Source organism: Marinobacter alkalisoli (genome assembly GCF_045449795.1).
Lineage (GTDB): Bacteria > Pseudomonadota > Gammaproteobacteria > Pseudomonadales > Oleiphilaceae > Marinobacter.
The window spans coordinates 128,338-147,129 of the sequence record NZ_JBJJLB010000023.1 but is presented as its reverse complement, the minus strand read 5'-3'; the positions used below and the strand labels follow the sequence as shown (position 1 = coordinate 147,129).

Below are 18,792 nucleotides of genomic sequence, written 5' to 3'. Positions count from 1 at the left end.
CTGCCCGGTTTGAAAGGGTGAACTTCCATGGGCATGACGGACAACCTGCTGTCCACCACTCAGTTGATCATCACGGCATTCCTGTTCCTCGGGATACTGGTCACTGCTGTCCGTCAGGTGGACTGGCAGGCCCTGCGGAGGGACAACGCCCTGCAGCATTCCTTCTTCGGCGCCGCCGTAGTCCTCGGGTTCCTCTGGCAACTGAGAGCCGGAATCTCGCCGGGCCTGTCCATTCATATTTTCGGCATGACAGTCATTACCCTGATGCTGGGGTGGGGGCTGGCGGTGCTGGCAGGCCTGCTGGCGCTGGTGATTACCGTCATCACCGGGCGGGAACCGTTGGTCATGTTTGCCGCCAACGGGCTGGTCACAGTGATGGTACCGGCGCTGGTCAGCCACGGCATCATGCTCTGGGAGCGAGGCAGGAATTTTCGTAATTTCTTTGCGTATATCTTTTTCTGCGGCTTTTTCGGCGCCGGTATTGCGGTGGCGTGTGCCGGGGTGGTGATGTGTTTGATGCTATGGACCGCCGGGGTGTATGAGTTCAGAGAACTGGTCCATGAGTACCTCCGGTACCTGCCGCTGATTATGTTGCCTGAGGGCTTCGTGAACGGCACGTTCGTGACCGGGCTGATGGTGTTCCACCCGGACCGGTTGACCACGCTGGACCAGCGGCGTTATCGCTGAATACAAAAAGCCCGCTTCAGCACTGAAGCGGGCTTTTTGTTTATCCCCATGGGGTGCCTGACGGCGCTGTTAACGCACGCCGGCGCGGCGCAGGGCTGCGGGCGTGAACTCGTTGGAGCGGGCTTTCACGCCAAAGGTGTACGGGTCGTCTTCCTCGTTGGTCAGACCCATCACCAGGTAGCGGCCGGACAGCAGGTCGTACAAGGTTTCAGCGGCATAGCTGGGCACGACGACATCATAACCCTGAACCATGTGGGCCTCGGCTACGCGCCAGAGCTGACTGCGTCCGTCGTAGTGGTCGACCACGGCGATCTGCCAGGAATCCTCGTCGACATAGAAATCACGCTGGGCATAGATATGACGCTCGCCGTCCTTCAGGGTGGCGCGCACATGCCAGACGCGGTGCAGCTCGTAGCGGGTCAGCTCCGGGTTGATGTGGCCGGGCTGGATGATGTCATCGTAGCTCAGATCCTGGTCGCCCAGCCGGTAGGAATTGTACGGGATGTACATTTCCTTCTTGCCGATCAGTTCCCAGTCATAGCGATCCGGCGCACCATTGTACAGGTCGAGGTTGTCGGAGGTGCGCTGACCATCGGCGGCGGTGCCCGGACCATCATAGGCTACCTGCGGGGCACGGCGGACACGACGCTGGCCCGAGTTGTACAGCCAGGCCCGGCGTGCTTCCTTGACCTGGTTCAGGGTTTCGTGAACCAGCAGCACGTTACCCGCCAGACGGGAGGGCGCGGTGATGACCTGCTTGAAGTAGAACATCACATTGTCATCCTGGCCCGGCTCATAGTCTGCCAGTGCGACACGGTCGGTCAGATGCTCGGTGAATTTGACCGGGCTGTAATCACCGTTTGCCTGTGGGGTTACCTGGGCAACGTTCCGGATAATGGAACCGCCGCGATAACGGGTAATGTGGTTGAAAATGACTTCGACACCACTCTTGGGAATCGGGAAGGGTACGCCCGTTTCATAGTTCTGGAGGCCGTTGCCGTCGGCAGTCAGAGACACCTTGGTAGCGTTCTCGACAGCCTTCTCCATCATGAAGTCGGGGTAAGCCGCAGTGCGCCGGGTCTGGTAGACCGGAATGAAATAGTCGTCGTAGGCCTTGATGGTGGCAACCTGGCCCGGAGAGAGCCGGTCCTTGTACTCCTCCACGTTGCTCTGGTCGATGACGAACAGGCGCTCGTCGTTCGGGAACGGGTCCGGGTAGATCCCTTCCTGAGGCTGATCCACGGGCGGGGATGTCAGGCCACCGTCCCAGGCCGGGATCTCGTCGCCATTCCCCGCTTGTTCAGCGCCAATGGGCGTCAGTTCGTTGCCAAGTTTTGCTGCTTCCTCGGCGGAAACAGCCGCAAGGGCTGCCCCGGAAGAAAACAGGGAGACGGCGATAGCGCTACCGATGAGGTGTTTTCTGTATGTATTCACAAGAAACTCCTTTGTGATTGTCGTTAGTGAATCAGAATGAATAGGAAACACTGGCGGAGATGAAATCCCGGTCTGAAATGACGTTGTAGTCACCACCGAAATAGTTCGTGTAACTGATCGAGCCGGAGTATTTGTTCTGGTAGTTGGCATCCAGACCAAGACTGACCGACTTGTTGCCCTCGTTGAAGTTGCCGCCGGGGTCCGGGGCATAGCCTTCGACATCATGGGTGAGGAACAATTTGGGCATCAGGTTGATACCGGCAATGGCATTGGAGTAGTCCAATGCGAACAGGGCGCGATAGCCCCAGGAGAACGACGTGGTGAAGCCGTCCGAGCCGCAGTTGGTGGGGTTGATGTTCAGCCTGGTTGTCTCGTCCCCCGGGCCTTCGCTACAGAAGTCACCGGAGAAAGACTCGCCATCGAGCGGAACCGGTCCTACGCCGTAGATGCCGGATCGGCCATAGCGGGCTTCGCTTTTGTCCGGCAGGTCATGGACGTAAGTGGCGCCAACCTCGGCTACGATGATAAACCGCCCCGCACCCAGTACGCGGTCGATGAAGTGGATCAGTGTGGCCTGGACCTGGGACACGTCGTAGCGGTCATAACCGTCAACAGGCTTGCCGGCGTAATTGAAGTTGGGGTCGTCGTCCCGCACACGTTGCTCCAGTTTACTCACCACCTGATCATCCGGGCCGCGTTGTTGCAGGCCGCCGTAGATCAGTTCAAAGGTGTTCCACTGGATGGGCATGTTGGGGCGGAAGCTGTACTCGGCCCCTAGGGATGTCCCGGTTGGCAAGGTGGTGTTGATACTGATGCCGTACAGGTCGATGCCCTTGGGGTAATCAATGAAGTAGCTCGGGAACCGGGTGAACGGCTCGTTTGGATCATTGATCTGGTTTGCTTCCGGGTTTTCCGGGTTGTTCACCACGCCGCTGATGTACGGCAAACGGCTGTGGTAGCGGATGTAGTAGAACCCCAGCTCCGAATCGAGCGCCGGTACAAACCAGCGAACGGCGGCGCCGAACTGGTCTTTGTCACCGGGCTCGACGTCACCCCGGCGGGGCGAGACGAAGCCTTCCTCGAATGCTTGTGAATCGGGTACCTGGCCTGCGAGGAGTACCGGGCCACAGCCGTCGGCTGCGACATCCGCCGAGGAGAAGAAGGTGCCGCAATCATCGATCTTGAACGGTTCCCACTCGGTCTGAACGTAGGCTTCTACGTTGATTTCGGGGGTGATCCCGACCGAGGTGTACAGCATGTTGACCGGCAACAGAACGTCTTTCAGTTCCGCGCCCGGGGCCCGGAAGGCCGGCACGTCAATGGGGTTGGTGGCGTTGATGCCGCCAAGGATGAAGGTGCTTTCACCCCAGCTCAGTACCTGTCGGCCATAGCGGACTGACACTGGCGTGTTGCCGGCGTACCAGTCGGTGAAAATGTAGGCGTCCAGCAGGTCTACGCCGGAAGCATTGTCTTTGGCTTCGGGATTGAGCGTGCGCTGTTGCCCCACGGGGTCCACCGCGCGCTCGTTATCCTTGAGCTCGAAATCGTAGTAATAGCTGCCGCGAACCAGGGCGCCGATACGTGTCAGGTAGTCGCTGTCGGGGGCGTAGTCGAGGAACAGCTCGGAGCGGCCACGCAGGATCTGGGAGTACGGATCGCCTTTTTCGAAGTTCAGGTTACCGTCATCAAAGTTGTTGGACGAGGCGCCGGTGTCGCTGTAGGCGAATTCCGATCCCAGATTACCCTGGGAGATCAGATCCGGATCCTGATCCTCCAGACGGATACCAATGCCAGCGGTCAGCTTTGTGCTGAAGGAGGCATCGATACCGTAGACGTCAAAGTTAATGGCTGCGGCAGGCGCGGATACCATTGCCGACAGGGCAGCTGTCGCCAGCGACAACCTTGTTCGCGAAAACCGGGAAGTATTTGTTGTTGTCATTTCTACTGCTCCAATTCTTTTTATCTTGGGGACCCGCAGCAAACACGTTGCGGGTCCCGGGGTAGACGTTTCGGTGTTGTCGGTTACAGCAGTCCTCCGAGGAGTCCATCATCAAGGAGGCCACCGTCACCGCCGTCGTCGCCACCGGATCCATCGCCATCATCAGGCTCAGCGCCACCGTCGGTGGACCCGTCACACTCCGGGTCGCCGGGGTTGTTGCCCACGTCTTTGACGACGCAGTCGTTGTTCACATCCACCGTGAATGCTGTGTTTGCATCCACACGGCTGCGGAACAGAGCGACCAGTTGAGCGGCCATTTCGTCAAACACCGCGCTGGAGCTGAACGGATCAACACCCTTCTGGCCAGCGGATATCGGGTTACCGTGAGAGCCTTCGAGATAGCGAGTGATCACGGGGCGGCTACCGTCATCGGTGCCGTCTCCGTTATCAATGCTGACGGCGCCCATGAAGCGGGCCATGGGATCGGTGCCGGCCAGAGGCGCGGGCTGGCTGTTAATCTCGAAACCGGTATCGGTCACCAGTTGCAGCGGTCCCAGATCGTAGATCTGGTCATCGGCTGCGTTGGGAATGGTGCCGTCAGATGGGCGATCGGCATCGCCATCAATGCCCACGATTGAAGTCAGTAGAGTGGCTTCATTGCCGCTTTCCTGGAACAGCGGTGCGAAGGCCACCGGATCTGTGGAATCCAGCAGGGCCTGGAACACGTTGAAGTAGATGTTCAGTTCGGTTCTGCCCTGGGCGAGCAGTCCGCCGGACGCCGCTTCAAGTCCTGGCAGCAGCACCGGGGCAATGGTCTCGCGGGAGTTTTCCGCCAGGCGCGAGAACTGCCCGCCAGTGTTGAACATGACGGAAGCGAGGATCGGATTCAGGTCCGGGTTGTCCTGCGACGCTAGGTTGTTGATCACCGGATAGGGCACGCCACCCATGCCGCTCAGGGAGTGGCTGATGAAGTACACCCGGTCGGTGTTCATGCTGGTGCCGTCAGCACAGTCACCGTCAGTTGCGCACTGATTGATGGCGTCCTCGATGGCCGGCAACAGGGCGTTCACATTTAGCAGGTCCAGTGCGCCCTGGCGCATGTTGTCCCGGGTGTTGGCGTAGTTGGTGAAGTTCAGGAACAGGCTGCCGGATTCAGGGTTGTCGACCTGATCCCGGGTCACCGCCTGCATTGCATCGTTGGCGGTGAAACCAAAGTGCCTTTCCGTGGCGTCCTCAGAGGCGCCTGGCTGCTGGGAAATTTCCACCATGCCAGGGGTGGTTTCAGGATCATTTTCATCGCGGGCGCTGGTGGCAGCTTCGCCGAATACGCCGTTCAGGGGCATATCGATACCGACGGTGATGAAACAATCGGCACTGTTCTGGGGCGTATCTCCCTCCGCAAGGCAAAGCAATGCTGCGGCCGTTGCCATTGGCAGGATCGCGGACCGATCCTGAGTAGCGGCGTGCTGATAGATAATCACCGGATAGCCCTCGGCAGGAGGGCCTCCGAAGAGATCGTTTGTGTCCGGCGTACCAACGATAATGGGAATCTTGGTATCGGCCTGTTTCTGGATGAACGGGAACCGGTAGGTCACCCTGTCGGATTTCGCCTGCGGCAGATCAGGGTTTGCGCTGAAATCAGCGGGGAGCCAGGATCCGGTCTGTAACGGGCTGCCATCGGTACCGTCCGGCAATTGCTGGTAATACGGCAGGGTAATTTCGCCCTCGTATACTTGTACGTTGACATTGATCTCTGTCAGCCCGAGATCAACTGCAGTCTGTTGCAGTGCGGGGTTGACCTCGCCTCCGGTTTTCTGGCTGAAGAAGCGTACCGGAGAGGGGGCGCCGGATTCCGGGTCATAAGCCGCAGGAATGTCCAGGGTACTCGAGGCATCGGCGGCTAGCTGATCCGCCCGGGCGGAGACATCAACCACTTCCGCCACGGCCTGGGTTGCTGTGTCCTGGAGGATAAACGCCAGCCTGCGGTCGTCGTCCTCGGAGGCCACGAGATCGCCATAAAGCACGGTCATGCCGTTCTCATTGGCTTCAGTCAGGATGCTGGCGAGTTCAGCGTCGAATAAGCGATAGGTTTCGTCCGTAAGCAGCTCGAAAATGCGGGAGTTGACCTGCTGCTCTTCGTCAGAGGCACCGCTGAGCGGCTGGTCGGAGAGGTTGAAATCTCCTGCGATCAGCGCGTTCAGGACCGATTGCTTGCGATCTGTGAGCAGGTGGTTGCGGAACCAGGCCGCTGGTGCGGCATTGGCCAGCAGCACGTCTTCCACCGCCGTGGTGGTGAAGCTGATGGCGAAAGTGACATCATCGAACGTGGGAATGCCAGTGGCACTCCGGCCCAGGTCGCCGAGCGTCTCGCGTTTGAAATCAAAGAAGTCCGAGCCAAAGGCGCGCGCCGGCAGCATGGAGTCCCGGAATGGCTGCAGTGCCGGGTTGCTAAGCACAAACTCGGGGTTGGAGGCGGTCTCGAAGCGCAGCTCCTGAACCAGCGGCTCGCCATCCTTATCCACGATGTCATTGCTCAGGACCACCGCGTACTTGGTTTTCGGTTTCAGCGGTTTGACCGGCAGGACTCGAATAGCGTTGTTGGCTGAACCCCCGGCGGCTTCGGCAGGACCGTCTGCGTCAACGGTGATAATCTCGATGCGGAAGCGTTGGTCCAGCAGTTCCTGGTAGAGCGCATCGGCAGCTGCTGTATCGCCCTGTTCCTCCAGGCGCCTGGCGTGGCGATACTTCTCGGCGTCGACAACGCCGCCCACTTCTCGCTGTTGCTGGAAGACGCTATCGCCAGAGGGGAATTCGATTTCCAACACGAAAACGTTCTGATCCGGGTTAGGGATCACTTCTCCATCTATTTCAACAAAGGCACGGGCGTCCAGTGTCTGGTTTGGGTCCAGGCTGTCACTGATTTTGACGTCAAACGGCGCCAGGATGGAGTTACCATCGACAAAGCCAAGGCCGGTAGTGACCGGGTTGGCGGGGTCGGTACCGTTCAGCATGGTACCGTCGTTTTCAGGGTTCAGGAAAAATAATGGATCACTGGGCAGCGGAAACGCGGTGTCCAGTGGCCGAAAAATGGGTTTGGTGCCGTCCGCAGGGTGATTAGGGTTGTCGATCTCGTAGACCGGGTTGGCATTTTTACCAGTCTGGCCGCCACTGTCGAGACAACCCGACAGCGCGGTACTGCCTGCCACAAGCGCCAGGAGCGATGTTTTTCTGATGTTGACCATGTCTGTACCTTTCCGATTGTTATTGTCATGCGGGCGGAAACGGCCCTTGCCAGACCAAACGACAAAGACTGAACAATGGTTCCAAAAAATTTGTCAAAGAATGTCAATAAGATGTTTGTAGCGAGTTGTACTGATTTGTCGGAGCAGGGGCGGATAGTGGCTATCTTACAGTGGGCGGGATGTATTTTACCGGGGGAGCCATCAATGGCAGTCGTACAGGTCACCGGATTGGTTAAACGCTATATCGGGGCAGGTGAAGCCGTAGAGGTGCTCTCTGACCTCGACATGGAGCTTGGCGAAGGAGACTCGCTGGCGCTCACCGGTCGTTCGGGGTCCGGAAAAAGCACGGTGCTGAATCTGTTGTGTGGTCTTGAAGCATCGGATCGTGGACGTATTGGAGTGCTGGGAGACGTTTTCCAGGGGAATGCTGGCGGCTATTCCCGGGATGAAGAAAGGCGTTGGGCCGCCCTGAGACGACGCGCAATCGGTGTGGTGTTCCAGGATGCCAACCTCATGCCGGCATTGACCCTGCTTGAGAACGTCCGTTTCCGGGCGCGACTGGCGGGGCAGCCGGAGCAGTCTGCAAAGGGCTGGCTGGAGCGCCTGGGAATCGGAGAGCTGGCGGGGCGGTATCCGGATCAGGTGTCCGGTGGTCAGCGTCAGCGCGCTGCCCTGGCCATGGCATTTGCCATGAGCCCCGGCCTGATTCTGGCGGATGAGCCGACGGGAAGCCTGGATCACCACACGGCGGATGACGTGGCAGACTGTCTGTTCAGTATGCAGCAGGAAACCGGCTGTTCGCTGATCCTCGCCACCCATGACCTGGCTCTGGCGGCCCGCTGCCAGTCGCGCCTTGACCTGGGCGTTGAGCAGCCCGTTGTGACATCGTCGCCGTCATGACCCTGTTTACCGCGCTGTTCAGCCATTATCGGTGCCACCCCATGCAGTTGGCGGCACTGGCGCTGATGATTGTACTGGCAACCACCCTTTGGACCGGTGTGAGCCATCTGACGGATCTTGCCCGCGCCAGCCTGGCGCAAAGTGAGCAGGCAGTGGCCGGTCGTCAGCAGGTGGTTCGCGAGGATCAGAAGGCGGTTACGGTCAGCGACTTTGTCCGCTTGCGCCGCCAGGGACTGTGCGTCATGCCCTGGCTGGAAGTGCAGCGGCCGGCCCCCGACGGCCGGGTTATCGGAGTCGACCCGTTTGCCGGGGCGTGCTTTGGCGATGACGTCCCCGGGCAGGCCCGGGACGATCTGCTCAAGGGACACCCTTTTCTGGATATCAGTGAAGCGTCGGAGCTTGTCAGGCAGGGGTACCCCGCCAGGCTGACACTGTTGGTGGCGGAAGATATGCCCGCTGGGGACCTGCCAGCCGGTTACCGGATTCGTAGCTTTTCAATGGGCCCGGATACCGGTGAGTTGGGAGAAAGCTTCCTGTTGAACCTGGATGCCCTGGGGTTGTTGGTGTTGCTTATCACCGCGTTGCTGGTGCGGAGTGTCTACCTGCTGGGACTGGCGCAGCGTCGGGAAAGTTTTGCCCTGCTTGAACGCTTCGGGGTTCCGGCGGCCAGCGTCCGATGGTGGTTGCTGATTGAACTGACGGTTCTGACAACCTTGTGTGTGGTTCCAGGCATCTGGCTTGGACGTTGGCTTGCCAGCGCGCTCGGCAGCGGATTCGGGGAAGCCATGGAGAGGCTGTTCGACGCGCCCCTGTATGCCGTGCAAACCGACGATCTGCTGTGGCCGGCACTGGTTATGGCGCTGGTGGTGCTGGCCGCCTGTTTCGCCGATACCCTGAAGCCGCGCTGGCGGATAGCGCCTGGTAGCCGGAACTATCGCCATTTGCTGGTGGTGTTGCTGCTGGCCGGGCTGACAACAGTCACCCTGACCACCACGCTGATCTGGCTGTTCACCGGAATAACCGTGGTGTTTGTTGCCCTGGGGCTGTTGACGCCCCTGGTGCTTTCCGGGCTTGCTGGCAGGCAGGCCAGGCGTAGCGGGGATGTGGTCAGGCAATGGCGGTTGCGGGAGTTGTCGGTACTGTTTCGCCGTCTTGCCTTACCGGTGGTGGCACTGCAATTCGCGGTAGCCATGGTGTTGGCCATTCAGGCCCTGGTTACCACCTTCGAAGATACCTTCGAGGCCTGGCTGGGCCAGCGTTTGGCGGCGGAACTCTATGTGGAGGTGCCGGAGGGCGAGTCATCGCGGGCCGCCGTGGCTGCGCTGTCAGCGTTGGAAGGTCTCGGTGACTGGCACCTTGTGCAGCGGGGAAAGGTGCGGGTTGGGGGTGTGGAAGGCGCCGGGCGCGATAGTGAGCCAGTTGCGACGGACCTCTTCGCCATATCGCCCATTGGCCCGCTGGTCGACGGCTGGGAGCTTCTGTCTGCAGCACCGGGGGCCTGGTCGCAACTGGCGAAGGGAAACGGTGTCATGGTCAACGAGCAGTTGGCGCGTCGGCAAGGCTTCCAGCCCGGTGACGAGATGTTTATCTCGGTTGGTGGTAACTCCCTGCGCCTGCCTGTCGTTGGGGTCTATGCCGATTACGGCCGCCCGGCGGGGGAGGTCCTGTTGGCTGGGGATCATCTGCCGGGTGCTTACAGTCCGGCTTTCGAGAGCTTTTCCATTAATACCGGATCCCTGCCGGTGGCGCAGATTGAACAGGCGCTGACCAGCGCCTGGGACACCGAGAAACCGGTGATCAGAGACAACGAAAGCATTCGCTCCCTGGCTTCTGCCGTATTTGACCAGACGTTCCTGCTGACCCGGGCAATCACCCTGCTGACCCTGGCGCTGGCTGCGGGTTCCCTGTTGATGATGGGCTGGGTGTTTTTTACAACCCGGGCGTGGTATTTCCGGCTGTTATCGGTGTGGGGAATGTCGCGGGCCGAAGTGGCCGGCCAGTTGTACCGGCTGGCCATGGTGCTGACGGGCGCGTTGGCCCTAATGGCGTTGCCGCTGGGGATCTGGCTGACCTGGGTGCTGGTCAGCCGCATTAATCCGCTGGCGTTTGGCTGGTCGTTGCCGATGACGGTATACCCGGGGTTCTGGCTGGAAATGGCTGTGCTGTGTCTGGCCATCGGCGGATGCATCGCCTTGCTGATGCGCCGACAATTGACGGGGCAGGTGCCCCCGCCCGAATTTGCCATCGGTGCCCGCGGAGGTGAACGATGAACAGTGTACCCGTTGTTGCGGTATGGCTGGTGGTTTTGGCACTGATTCTTTCGGGGTGTACTGACTCAGCGGAAGAAACCGGCTTTGCCGGTCTGGGGGACGAGCAGGGGAAATTTGCACAGCCGGGTCCGGGGGATCGCCTGGCATTTCCGGACGATATGGGCCCCCATCCCCGCCACCGGATTGAGTGGTGGTACCTCACGGCTAACCTGACCACGGAACAGGGGGAGTCCATGGGCCTGCAGTGGACCCAGTTTCGTCAGGCCCTTACGGCGCGGTCGCCCGACGAACCGGTGCCGGAACCCGAAAGCTGGCCGCTGGAAGCTGGCTGGATGGCCCATGCCGCCGTGTCATTCCGTGGTGACCACCGGTTTGCCGAAAAACTGGCGCGGGGAGACATCGGGCAGGCAGGTGCGACTGCAGCGCCCTTTAAAGTCTGGCTGGATGACTGGCGCTTGCAGTCGGACAGTGGTCATTGGCGATTGCAGGCCAGTGGTGACAATTGGGCATACGATCTGACCCTGGCGAATCAGGGGGAGCCTGTCGCCCACGGCAACCAGGGGTTCAGCGCCAAATCCGAAGGTGGTGAGGGTTCGATGTACTTCAGCCTGGTGGACATCGCCATTCGTGGAACCGTGACGATCGAAGGGAAGAGCTATCAGGTGTCCGGACAGGGCTGGTTCGACAGGGAGTGGAGCAGCCAGTTTCTGAAGGCGGGGCAGCAGGGCTGGGACTGGTTTGCGTTGCACCTGGACTCCGGTGACAAGGTCATGGTGTTTCGCTTGCGCCAGGAAGCCGGGGATTATCTGTCCGGTACCTGGATTACTCCGGAGCGGAACCCGATAGCCCTGGGGCCAGATCAACTGGAGGTGACGGCGGAGCAGCGCCGGGATACAGAGCGCGGCGAGGTGCCGGTGCGATGGCGCATCCGGGTGCTATCAAAGGGGGGAGGGCTTGCGAAGGATGTGGAAATGAACGTGGAAGCCCCGGCTGGAGAATACTGGAACCTGGGTCGTTTCCCTTATTGGGAAAGCCCGGTCAGCGTCACCGGCAGCCATCGGGGTGAGGGCTACATGGAGCTGACCGGGTATTAATCGTCAGGCCTCAGTCCATTGATGTGGCGCCGATCTTGTGGATGCTCACGTCCGCGCCGTTGAACTCTTCTTCCTGGGTCAGGCGGAGCCCGGCAATGACGTTAATCACGCCGTATACGATCAGGCCGCCAACAAAAGCAATCAGAACGCCGGCGATGGAGCCAACAATCTGTGACATGAGGCTGACGCCGCCCAGTCCCCCCAGGGCTTCCTGGCCAAAGATGCCTGCGGCAATGGCGCCCCAGACACCACACACGCCGTGCAGCGGCCAGACACCCAATACATCGTCCAGGCGCTCGATTTTGGCCTGGGCCCATTCGAACAGGTACACGAAGACGGCGCCGGCAATACCGCCGGTCACCAGCGCACCGACGGGGTGCATCAGATCCGAGCCGGCACATACGGCGACCAGGCCGGCCAGCGGGCCGTTATGGATAAACCCCGGGTCCTTTTTACCGACCAGCATGGCGACCAGTACGCCACCAACCATGGCCATCAGACTGTTGACCGCCACCAGGCCGCTAATGCCGTCCAGGGTTTGTGCGGACATCACGTTAAAGCCGAACCAGCCCACGGTCAGAATCCAGGCGCCGAGGGCCAGGAACGGGATGTTTGACGGTGCAAAAGCGACCACGCGCCCATTGCGGTAACGCCCGTTCCGGGCGCCAAGCAGCAGGACCGCAGCCAGGGCGATCCAGCCACCCACGGCGTGCACCACAACAGAGCCGGCGAAGTCATGGAAACCTGCACCAAACTGGGTCTCCAGCCAGGCCTGGAAGCCATAATTACCATTCCAGATCAGACCTTCAAAAAACGGATAGACAAAAGCCACGATCAGACCGGAGGCAATCAGCATGGGGTAGAACTTCGCCCTTTCGGCAATGCCGCCGGAGACGATGGCGGGAATCGCAGCGGCAAAGGTCATCAGGAAGAAGAACTTGACCAGATCGTAGCCATTGGCGGCGGTCAGCTCCGTGGCGCCGGCCATGAAGTGGTTGCCATAGGCGATGTAGTAGCCCACGAAAAAGTAGGCAACGGCAGAGACGCCGAAGTCAGTCATGATCTTGACCAGGGCGTTGACCTGGTTTTTGTGGCGTACGGTGCCCACTTCCAGAAAGGCAAAGCCGGCGTGCATGGCCAGTACCATAATGGCGCCGATGAGTATGAACAGCGTGTTGGCGCTTTCGGTCAGGGTATGTACTGCACTCGTGATGTCCACGGGTTTTCTCTCCTGATAGATTGGATTGCTGCCTCTTGCCGGGCAGTGCGTGCATTGATGGAGTGCGTTAGTAGCAAGAGGTGTTCCAAAATAATGCAATTCAAGGGCGGTAAGGGGGTTGCGGGATTGTTGGAAGCTCGCTCTGGGGTATGGAAGGGCATTTGCGCACTATTGTTGTGCGTTTTCAGGGGTGGCGCACCAATCTGGAGTGCTTTACCAGCTGATTTCGTCTGATAGCGATTTTCCAGACTCGATATCGATTATGGCTTCCTGATTTGTGGATTCGGATTCAATAAGTGCCCGCAGGCGAATTTCCTGTTCCTGCATGGGCTCGGAGAGATCAATGATGATTTCTACCCGGCGGTTTTTGGCGCGGTTCTCTGGCGAGTTATTCGGCACTCTCGGCTCGGTATCCGCCAGGCCGGTTACGGCCAGCCTGGCAGGTTGCACGTGATCACGGGCCAGTAGCACGTTCGCGACCGCCGCTGCCCTGGCGGCGGACAGGTCCCAGTTGCTGTAAAAACGGTCTGTGCGGATAGGAACGTTGTCGGTGTGGCCTTCAATGGTCAGGTTGCCCGGAATATCGGCCAGAACTCTTGCCATTTCCAGCAACAGCCCTTCGAATTCGTAGGTCAGCCGGGCAGCCCCTGACGGGAAAGAGCCCTTTTCCTCTACCCGGATCACAATGCGCCGCTGGTCCTGGCTGACGTTGATGCGCCCGTCGGCGATGGCAGGCTTGAGAACCTGGAGGATCTGGTCCACGGATTCCTGCATCTGATCCTGAATGGCCGATTCCACAGCCACGTCTGTGGGGCTTTTGAGGGTTTGAAGCTCCGGCTTCTCGTCGGTAGTCGTCTGCTTCACCTCACTGACTACCGTCGGTTCAGGCGGAGCAGGAGAAAACTTGTCGAAGATCGGGCTGGTTCCTTCGGGAATTTCAAGGGCCGGGACTTCCCGCTGGACACCGAAGGCTTTGGAGAGTTCACCGGCAATCTGCTTGAATTTCTGTGCGTCGATCTCCGAGAAAGAGAGCAACAGAACAAAGAAACACATCAACAGGGACATGAGGTCCGCAAAGGTGACGACCCATGCGGGAATTCCCGGTTTTTCCTCTTCCGGCAGATCATCCACGGCTAGGTACCCTCGGCCTCAGCCAGTTTTTCACGCTCCTTGGGCGGGAGGTAGCTGGAGAGCATCTGTTCAATGATGCGCGGGTTGGTACCTTCCTGAATGGCAACGAGAGCGTCGATGTACAGGGACTGCATTCGCGCCTCTTCCGTCATCCGCAGGGACAGCTTGTCTGCGATGGGCGAGGCAATCATGGTGGCGATCATCGCACCATACAGCGTCGTCAGAAGCGCAACCGCCATAGCCGGACCGATGGATTTCGGGTCTTCCATGTTGGAAAGCATCTGCACCAGACCAATGAGGGTACCGATCATGCCCATTGCCGGAGCAACGTCTGCCATGGCGGTAAAAACCTTGGCCCCGGAGCGGTTATGGTCGAGCGTCATCAGGCGTTCCTTGCTCAGAAGTTGCTTGATGGTGTTGCCGTCCCGACCATCAACCAGCATCTGGATACCCTGGCTGAGGAAGGGGCTGCTGATCTCACGGCCTTCCAGGCCGAGGACGCCCTCTTTCCGGGCAACATTGCCGATATCCACCAGTTCCTCGATGCTGGCCTGGGTCTCAGGTAACTTGAACTTGAACGCTCTCGCAGCGGCCTTGAAGGCGCCAAAAAACTGGGCAAAGCTGAATTTGGCAAGCACCACCAGAAAAGTGCCGCCAACAACGATCAGAAGGGAGGCCGGATTTATGAATACCGATGGGGAAACGCCGAGAATCACTGCGGAAGCGATAAGCAATATGGCGCCAACAAGACCGATAAGAGTGGCGAAATCCACGGTTACTCCAGATTTGAATGAGGTAGCAAGACAATAATGGCGGCGAGGTTACCTTCAGGTCAGAATTTAATCAATTCGCAAAAGGTGTGCTTCACGCTTCTTCCTGTTGTTCTCTCCAGGCCGCATAACGATGCAGGTCTGATTCCACGAGCTTCAGACACAGGGCCACCACGCCGGCATCATCCAGGAAGCCAATGCCGATCAGCAGATCCGGAATGACATCCAGCGGGTTCAGCACATACAACAGAGCGCCGGCAATGGCGGCGATACTTTTCCAGGGCACATCACGGTAGCTGCCATTCCAGTAATCCCGGATCATGGCGAACATCAGTTTGATGTCCTCCCTGAAGCGGCTGAGCTTGCCGCTGCCTTTGACCTTGTCCTCAATGGTGCGCTGCCTGGCCAGCAGGGAATCCAGATCCTCACGCCGGACTTTGTCTGCTTCTGCGTTCAACTGCTTTTCTGCGTTTTTCTGGCTGAAGACGGGCATGCTGCTTGATCCTGTCAATTTGAATGTTGGTCCATTACCACCAGGCTTTCCCCCACATTTCGGGGTTGGCCCAGTTGTCCGGATTGTTCCAGGCCCGTTTGTGGTTGTAGGTGTCGATATTGTAGGTGTAGAGCGTCGACGCGTGATCATTATCGGTCAGTTCGGCCTGGCGCCGAAACCCCAGGGCGATAAAGTCGGTAAAGCTCCAGCCCCAATCCGGAGCCACCACCACAGCGATCTGATGTGTGCCGTAGTTTCTCAGTTGGCCCAACAGGACTTCCCCCTGATCCCTCGGGAGGTGTTCAAGAACGCCGGTAATCAGCGCCAGGTCCTGAACCTCGGGCAATGGGAATGCTTCGTTGGGGGCGGTTTCTGTCAAGGTTGTTATACGAACACCCTCATTGTGTAACTGCCAGTGCCTGCCCGCCTTTTCCGCCAATGCACCGCAAACCAGCAAATTACGTGGTTGGGTCGTGTCAATGATTCGTGCAATGGCCTTATGGGGCGTAGACATAAGACGTTCCGTACCTGAATTCGTGGGTCAGTATCCCATTTGCCCCTGTTGGCGGGCAACAGCGCGGGAATCCGGGCTTGGGAGAGGGTTTCGGGATGATTTCGCCCTTGGGTTATTGGCTGACATGGCTGACTTACTTGTCATTACGGGCAATATTTTGAGGGTTGAAGTGGTGTTATTGTTCTGTGACGTGTTCGACAATTGAACCAGGTTTCAGTGGCATTTTCTTGAACTGAATCAATTGACGCACGCAATGAAACATGACTGTCAGTAACAAAAAACAAAACAAAAACTGTCGCGTTAGAAGCGACATTTAAACTACGTTAAAACCATACAACAACACATGCGATGGAGTTTGCCATGAGCATCGACAGCATCAACAACTTGTCTACCCGTATTGCCGTCAACCTGAAGTCCAGGAAGTTGTCTCTTAAGTCTAAGCAGAAAGGCGCATCAGGGCTGGAATATGCCGTTCTGGTTGCTGCGATCGTCGTTGTTCTGGGCGCTGCAGTCTTTGCTTTCGGGCCTGAAATTACCGCACTCTTTGACGGCGTTGATCTCACTGGCGGAGCGGCATAGGGCTATCTGATTCGGGGCAATTTGATGAGACCAGAAAAAGGGGCTGTCGCCCTCGAATTTCTGCTCCTCTTCCCGCTCGTTATAGCTATGCTGTACGGGGCGATCACCTACGGCATTCTGTTCTTCGGAAAATATGAAATGCAGAGTGCCGTGGACCAGGCCGCCTCGTCAGCATTGCGGGTGGATCGGACCCGTTTCTCCGCCGATGATCTCTCTGGCCAGATTGTGGCCACAGCCAATGCGACCCTGGAACAAAGCTGGGCATCGAGATCCCAGCGTCTGAGGGCTGGAACGGAATCCATCGATTGTGACGTGTCAGCGACGGCCGGGATCAACTTCCTGAGCTGTGTCATTTCCCGCAACAATCTGGACGCGCCCATGGTTCCCCAATTGACGTTCGGTTTTCTGGGAAAGTTTCCCCCGATGCCTGATTCTATGCGTGCGGAAGCGACCATGGCCTTCTAGTTTTGGATGACTAAGGCACAATAATGAATAAAAGACTGATCTATGCACTGCCGGCAACGGTATTGGCGTTGGTGGCTCTGGGCCTGGCCATTGCTGGCCTTCTGTCCGTCAAGAGTCAACCTGCTACTCCCTCTTCGCAAAGTCAGGTATCCGAGCCTGAAACTGTGCCGGCGGCGCCGGAGTATCGATACCTGGTGGCCAGCCAGGCCCTGTCTCCCGGCGATGTGATGAAAGAAGACGGTTTTATGCCGGTTTCGTCCTCCGACCCTGTGCCTGATGCCCTTCGCGCTGATGACGCTCCCTTTGGCCAACCCATAAAGACGTCGCTGGCGGCCGGCCAGATGCTGACGGCGGCGAACCTGCGAACCGACAGTGTGCTGGAAACCCTGGTGCCGCAAGACCATCAGGCCATGGCCATTGGCGTGGATGAGGTGTCTGGTGTCGGCGGTTTGCTGCGGCCCGGCGACCGGGTGGACGTGATTGCCTCATTCCGCCGCTCGGATAATGACAAGCCCGCTGCCCTGAAACTGCTGGGCAATGTACTGGTTCTGGCGGTCAAGGGGGTTCCCTACAACGGGGAGGCAGGGGAGGACAACGATTCCCGCCGTAACAACACGGTCGTGTTGTCGGTTCCCGAAGACAAAGTGTCACGCCTGTTGCTTGCTTCCAGTGAAGGCAGCCTCCGGCTTGTAGCGGTTTCTCCGAAGCGGGAGGTAGCGTCGGAAGCAGAGGCAGGTTCAGGGGAGGAAGAACGAACCGTCAAGGCGGTCTACCTGGAAGATCTATTCCCCTCACCACCCAAGCCTGCGCCTACCCGGCGTACCGCACCACCTTCCACCCGAGTACAGGTTTTCGAAGGATCCGAATCGAGGAGTGTTTATGTACGGTAAGCCGATCGCCTTCTGGATAGCGGCCCTGCTGCTGGGTAGCCTTGCTGTGGTCATGCCCGCGGCGGCCCAGGGTGATGAGATGGTGGATGGTGCACCGGTCAAGCTGGGTAAAGGCGAGCAGAAGGTGCTGACATTCCCGGATACGCTAGCCAAGGTGGCAACGTCTGACCCTGAGGTGGCCAGTGTCTCGGTGTCAGATGACAGGGAATTGCTGCTGACCGCCAAGTCACAAGGTGTCGCGATTTTGACCGTCTGGCTCAATGGTCGGTCCGAGCCTTTGCGATCCCCGGTCGTTGTCGCCTCTACCCTGGGTGAAAAGCTGCCTTTCGGGACTCAGGTGCAGACCGATATCCGCATCGTTGAAGTGAACCGCAACGAACTGAATGAACTGGGAATGTACTATTCCAAGCTGTTTGATGGCGGGCGTCTGGGGGCGTCCTTTGCGGCGCCCGACTCAACAGTGCCGGGATTTGCCGGCGCTAATGGTATTGCCACCAATGGCTTCAACTTTTTCCGGTTTGGCAACAGCTCCCTGAGTATTCTGAACGCCCTCGAATCTGGCGGTTTTGCCTACACGCTGGCGGAACCTTCGCTGGTTACATTGAGTGGCCAGAGCGCCACCTTTCTTTCTGGCGGTGAATTCCCGATTCCGGTACGCAGTGACGATGATGGCATACAGGTGGAGTTCAAACAGTTCGGTGTCAGCCTGAGCCTGACACCGACGGTGGTGGGCGAAAACCAGATCATTTTAAAGGTCGCGCCTGAGGTAAGTGATCTGGATGAAACCGCGGGTGTGACCACCGGTGGCATTACCATTCCCGGTTTGCGGGTTCGCCGTACGGAAACCACCGTCGCCATGGGGTCTGGCGAAACCTTCATCATCAGTGGTCTGGTCAGTCGCAACACCTTCAACAACAGCGATCGAATTCCGGGGCTTGGTAATTTGCCGGTTTTGGGCGCGCTGTTCCGTTCCGACCGTGTCTCACGGGAAGATCGCGAACTGATCATGGTGGTTACACCTCACCTGGTCAGCCCCGGTAAACAGGGTAACGGCAAGCTGGAAACCATCGCCCGGGATTACCACCGCAGCAGCACAGGCTGGCTGGACATGGCGACCGATTCCAGCCCCGGCGAACGCCCCATCAAACACGGACTGAGCTGGTGA

At 58.8% G+C, this 18,792-nt stretch carries 16 protein-coding genes; 8 read left to right on the top strand and 8 right to left on the bottom strand.

The features are described 5' to 3' along the window. The first annotated feature begins 27 nt into the window (after window positions 1–27). Complete coding sequence (locus tag ACJO3M_RS11695) at window positions 28–687, top strand: energy-coupling factor ABC transporter permease (RefSeq protein WP_407001547.1); 660 nt, start codon at window positions 28–30, stop codon at window positions 685–687. A 69-nt stretch (window positions 688–756) separates the two neighbouring features. On the opposite strand, the gene ACJO3M_RS11690 is transcribed toward ACJO3M_RS11695, so the two are convergent. From ACJO3M_RS11690 to ACJO3M_RS11680, 3 genes are all read right to left on the bottom strand, one after another. Beyond that, window positions 757–2,121: a DUF1329 domain-containing protein gene (locus tag ACJO3M_RS11690; protein WP_407001546.1), complete on the bottom strand. Its 1,365-nt coding sequence runs from the start codon at window positions 2,119–2,121 to the stop codon at window positions 757–759. A gap of 31 nt (window positions 2,122–2,152) precedes the next feature. Continuing rightward, on the bottom strand, window positions 2,153–4,060 hold the full coding sequence (locus tag ACJO3M_RS11685) for a DUF1302 domain-containing protein (RefSeq protein WP_407001545.1): 1,908 nt from the start codon (window positions 4,058–4,060) through the stop codon (window positions 2,153–2,155). 83 nt (window positions 4,061–4,143) lie between these two features. Continuing rightward, entirely contained in the window at window positions 4,144–7,302 is a 3,159-nt protein-coding gene (locus ACJO3M_RS11680; protein ID WP_407001544.1) for a hypothetical protein, read from the bottom strand. 204 nt (window positions 7,303–7,506) lie between these two features. Here ACJO3M_RS11680 and ACJO3M_RS11675 point away from each other — a divergent pair, with 204 nt between their 5' ends. From ACJO3M_RS11675 to ACJO3M_RS11665, 3 genes are read left to right on the top strand one after another with little or no spacing between them, the layout of a single operon-like run. Continuing rightward, window positions 7,507–8,202, top strand: a complete 696-nt coding sequence (locus ACJO3M_RS11675; protein ID WP_407001543.1) for an ABC transporter ATP-binding protein — start codon at window positions 7,507–7,509, stop codon at window positions 8,200–8,202. After that, window positions 8,199–10,472, top strand: a complete 2,274-nt coding sequence (locus ACJO3M_RS11670; protein WP_407001542.1) for an FtsX-like permease family protein — start codon at window positions 8,199–8,201, stop codon at window positions 10,470–10,472. Before ACJO3M_RS11675 ends, ACJO3M_RS11670 begins: the two co-directional genes overlap by 4 nt. Next, window positions 10,469–11,566 carry a lipocalin-like domain-containing protein gene (locus ACJO3M_RS11665; protein ID WP_407001541.1) on the top strand — a complete coding sequence of 366 codons (1,098 nt, stop codon included), beginning with the start codon at window positions 10,469–10,471 and terminating at the stop codon, window positions 11,564–11,566. Before ACJO3M_RS11670 ends, ACJO3M_RS11665 begins: the two co-directional genes overlap by 4 nt. Window positions 11,567–11,576: 10 nt before the next feature. Here the strand turns inward: ACJO3M_RS11665 and ACJO3M_RS11660 are convergent, their stop codons facing one another. From ACJO3M_RS11660 to ACJO3M_RS11640, 5 genes are all read right to left on the bottom strand, one after another. Further along, on the bottom strand, window positions 11,577–12,785 hold the full coding sequence (locus tag ACJO3M_RS11660; RefSeq protein WP_407001540.1) for an ammonium transporter: 1,209 nt from the start codon (window positions 12,783–12,785) through the stop codon (window positions 11,577–11,579). 213 nt (window positions 12,786–12,998) lie between these two features. Then, window positions 12,999–13,916 carry a flagellar motor protein MotB gene (locus tag ACJO3M_RS11655; protein ID WP_407001539.1) on the bottom strand — a complete coding sequence of 306 codons (918 nt, stop codon included), beginning with the start codon at window positions 13,914–13,916 and terminating at the stop codon, window positions 12,999–13,001. A gap of 2 nt (window positions 13,917–13,918) precedes the next feature. Further along, entirely contained in the window at window positions 13,919–14,689 is a 771-nt protein-coding gene (pomA, locus tag ACJO3M_RS11650) for a flagellar motor protein PomA (protein WP_407001538.1), read from the bottom strand. Between the two features lie 91 nt (window positions 14,690–14,780). Beyond that, window positions 14,781–15,179: a YkvA family protein gene (locus ACJO3M_RS11645; protein WP_407001537.1), complete on the bottom strand. Its 399-nt coding sequence runs from the start codon at window positions 15,177–15,179 to the stop codon at window positions 14,781–14,783. Between the two features lie 34 nt (window positions 15,180–15,213). Then, window positions 15,214–15,693: a DUF6231 family protein gene (locus ACJO3M_RS11640; protein ID WP_407001536.1), complete on the bottom strand. Its 480-nt coding sequence runs from the start codon at window positions 15,691–15,693 to the stop codon at window positions 15,214–15,216. 360 nt (window positions 15,694–16,053) lie between these two features. On the opposite strand from ACJO3M_RS11640, the gene ACJO3M_RS11635 reads away from it, so the two are divergent. From ACJO3M_RS11635 to ACJO3M_RS11620, 4 genes are read left to right on the top strand one after another with little or no spacing between them, the layout of a single operon-like run. Further along, on the top strand, window positions 16,054–16,272 hold the full coding sequence (locus tag ACJO3M_RS11635; RefSeq protein WP_407001535.1) for a hypothetical protein: 219 nt from the start codon (window positions 16,054–16,056) through the stop codon (window positions 16,270–16,272). A gap of 24 nt (window positions 16,273–16,296) precedes the next feature. Beyond that, window positions 16,297–16,737: a TadE/TadG family type IV pilus assembly protein gene (locus ACJO3M_RS11630; protein WP_407001534.1), complete on the top strand. Its 441-nt coding sequence runs from the start codon at window positions 16,297–16,299 to the stop codon at window positions 16,735–16,737. 23 nt (window positions 16,738–16,760) lie between these two features. After that, entirely contained in the window at window positions 16,761–17,627 is an 867-nt protein-coding gene (gene cpaB, locus ACJO3M_RS11625) for a Flp pilus assembly protein CpaB (protein WP_407001533.1), read from the top strand. Then, window positions 17,617–18,792: a type II and III secretion system protein family protein gene (locus ACJO3M_RS11620; protein WP_407001532.1), complete on the top strand. Its 1,176-nt coding sequence runs from the start codon at window positions 17,617–17,619 to the stop codon at window positions 18,790–18,792. Before cpaB ends, ACJO3M_RS11620 begins: the two co-directional genes overlap by 11 nt.

Bases quoted from the DNA above. Each gene is read 5' to 3' on its own strand.
- ACJO3M_RS11695 (WP_407001547.1), top strand. From the start codon at position 28: ATGGGCATGACGGACAACCTGCTGTCCACCACTCAGTTGATCATCACG.
- ACJO3M_RS11685 (WP_407001545.1), bottom strand. From the start codon at position 4,060: ATGACAACAACAAATACTTCCCGGTTTTCGCGAACAAGGTTGTCGCTG.
- ACJO3M_RS11680 (WP_407001544.1), bottom strand. From the start codon at position 7,302: ATGGTCAACATCAGAAAAACATCGCTCCTGGCGCTTGTGGCAGGCAGT.
- ACJO3M_RS11675 (WP_407001543.1), top strand. From the start codon at position 7,507: ATGGCAGTCGTACAGGTCACCGGATTGGTTAAACGCTATATCGGGGCA.
- ACJO3M_RS11670 (WP_407001542.1), top strand. From the start codon at position 8,199: ATGACCCTGTTTACCGCGCTGTTCAGCCATTATCGGTGCCACCCCATG.
- ACJO3M_RS11665 (WP_407001541.1), top strand. From the start codon at position 10,469: ATGAACAGTGTACCCGTTGTTGCGGTATGGCTGGTGGTTTTGGCACTG.
- ACJO3M_RS11645 (WP_407001537.1), bottom strand. From the start codon at position 15,179: ATGCCCGTCTTCAGCCAGAAAAACGCAGAAAAGCAGTTGAACGCAGAA.
- ACJO3M_RS11640 (WP_407001536.1), bottom strand. From the start codon at position 15,693: ATGTCTACGCCCCATAAGGCCATTGCACGAATCATTGACACGACCCAA.
- ACJO3M_RS11635 (WP_407001535.1), top strand. From the start codon at position 16,054: ATGAGCATCGACAGCATCAACAACTTGTCTACCCGTATTGCCGTCAAC.
- ACJO3M_RS11630 (WP_407001534.1), top strand. From the start codon at position 16,297: ATGAGACCAGAAAAAGGGGCTGTCGCCCTCGAATTTCTGCTCCTCTTC.
- cpaB (WP_407001533.1), top strand. From the start codon at position 16,761: ATGAATAAAAGACTGATCTATGCACTGCCGGCAACGGTATTGGCGTTG.
- ACJO3M_RS11620 (WP_407001532.1), top strand. From the start codon at position 17,617: ATGTACGGTAAGCCGATCGCCTTCTGGATAGCGGCCCTGCTGCTGGGT.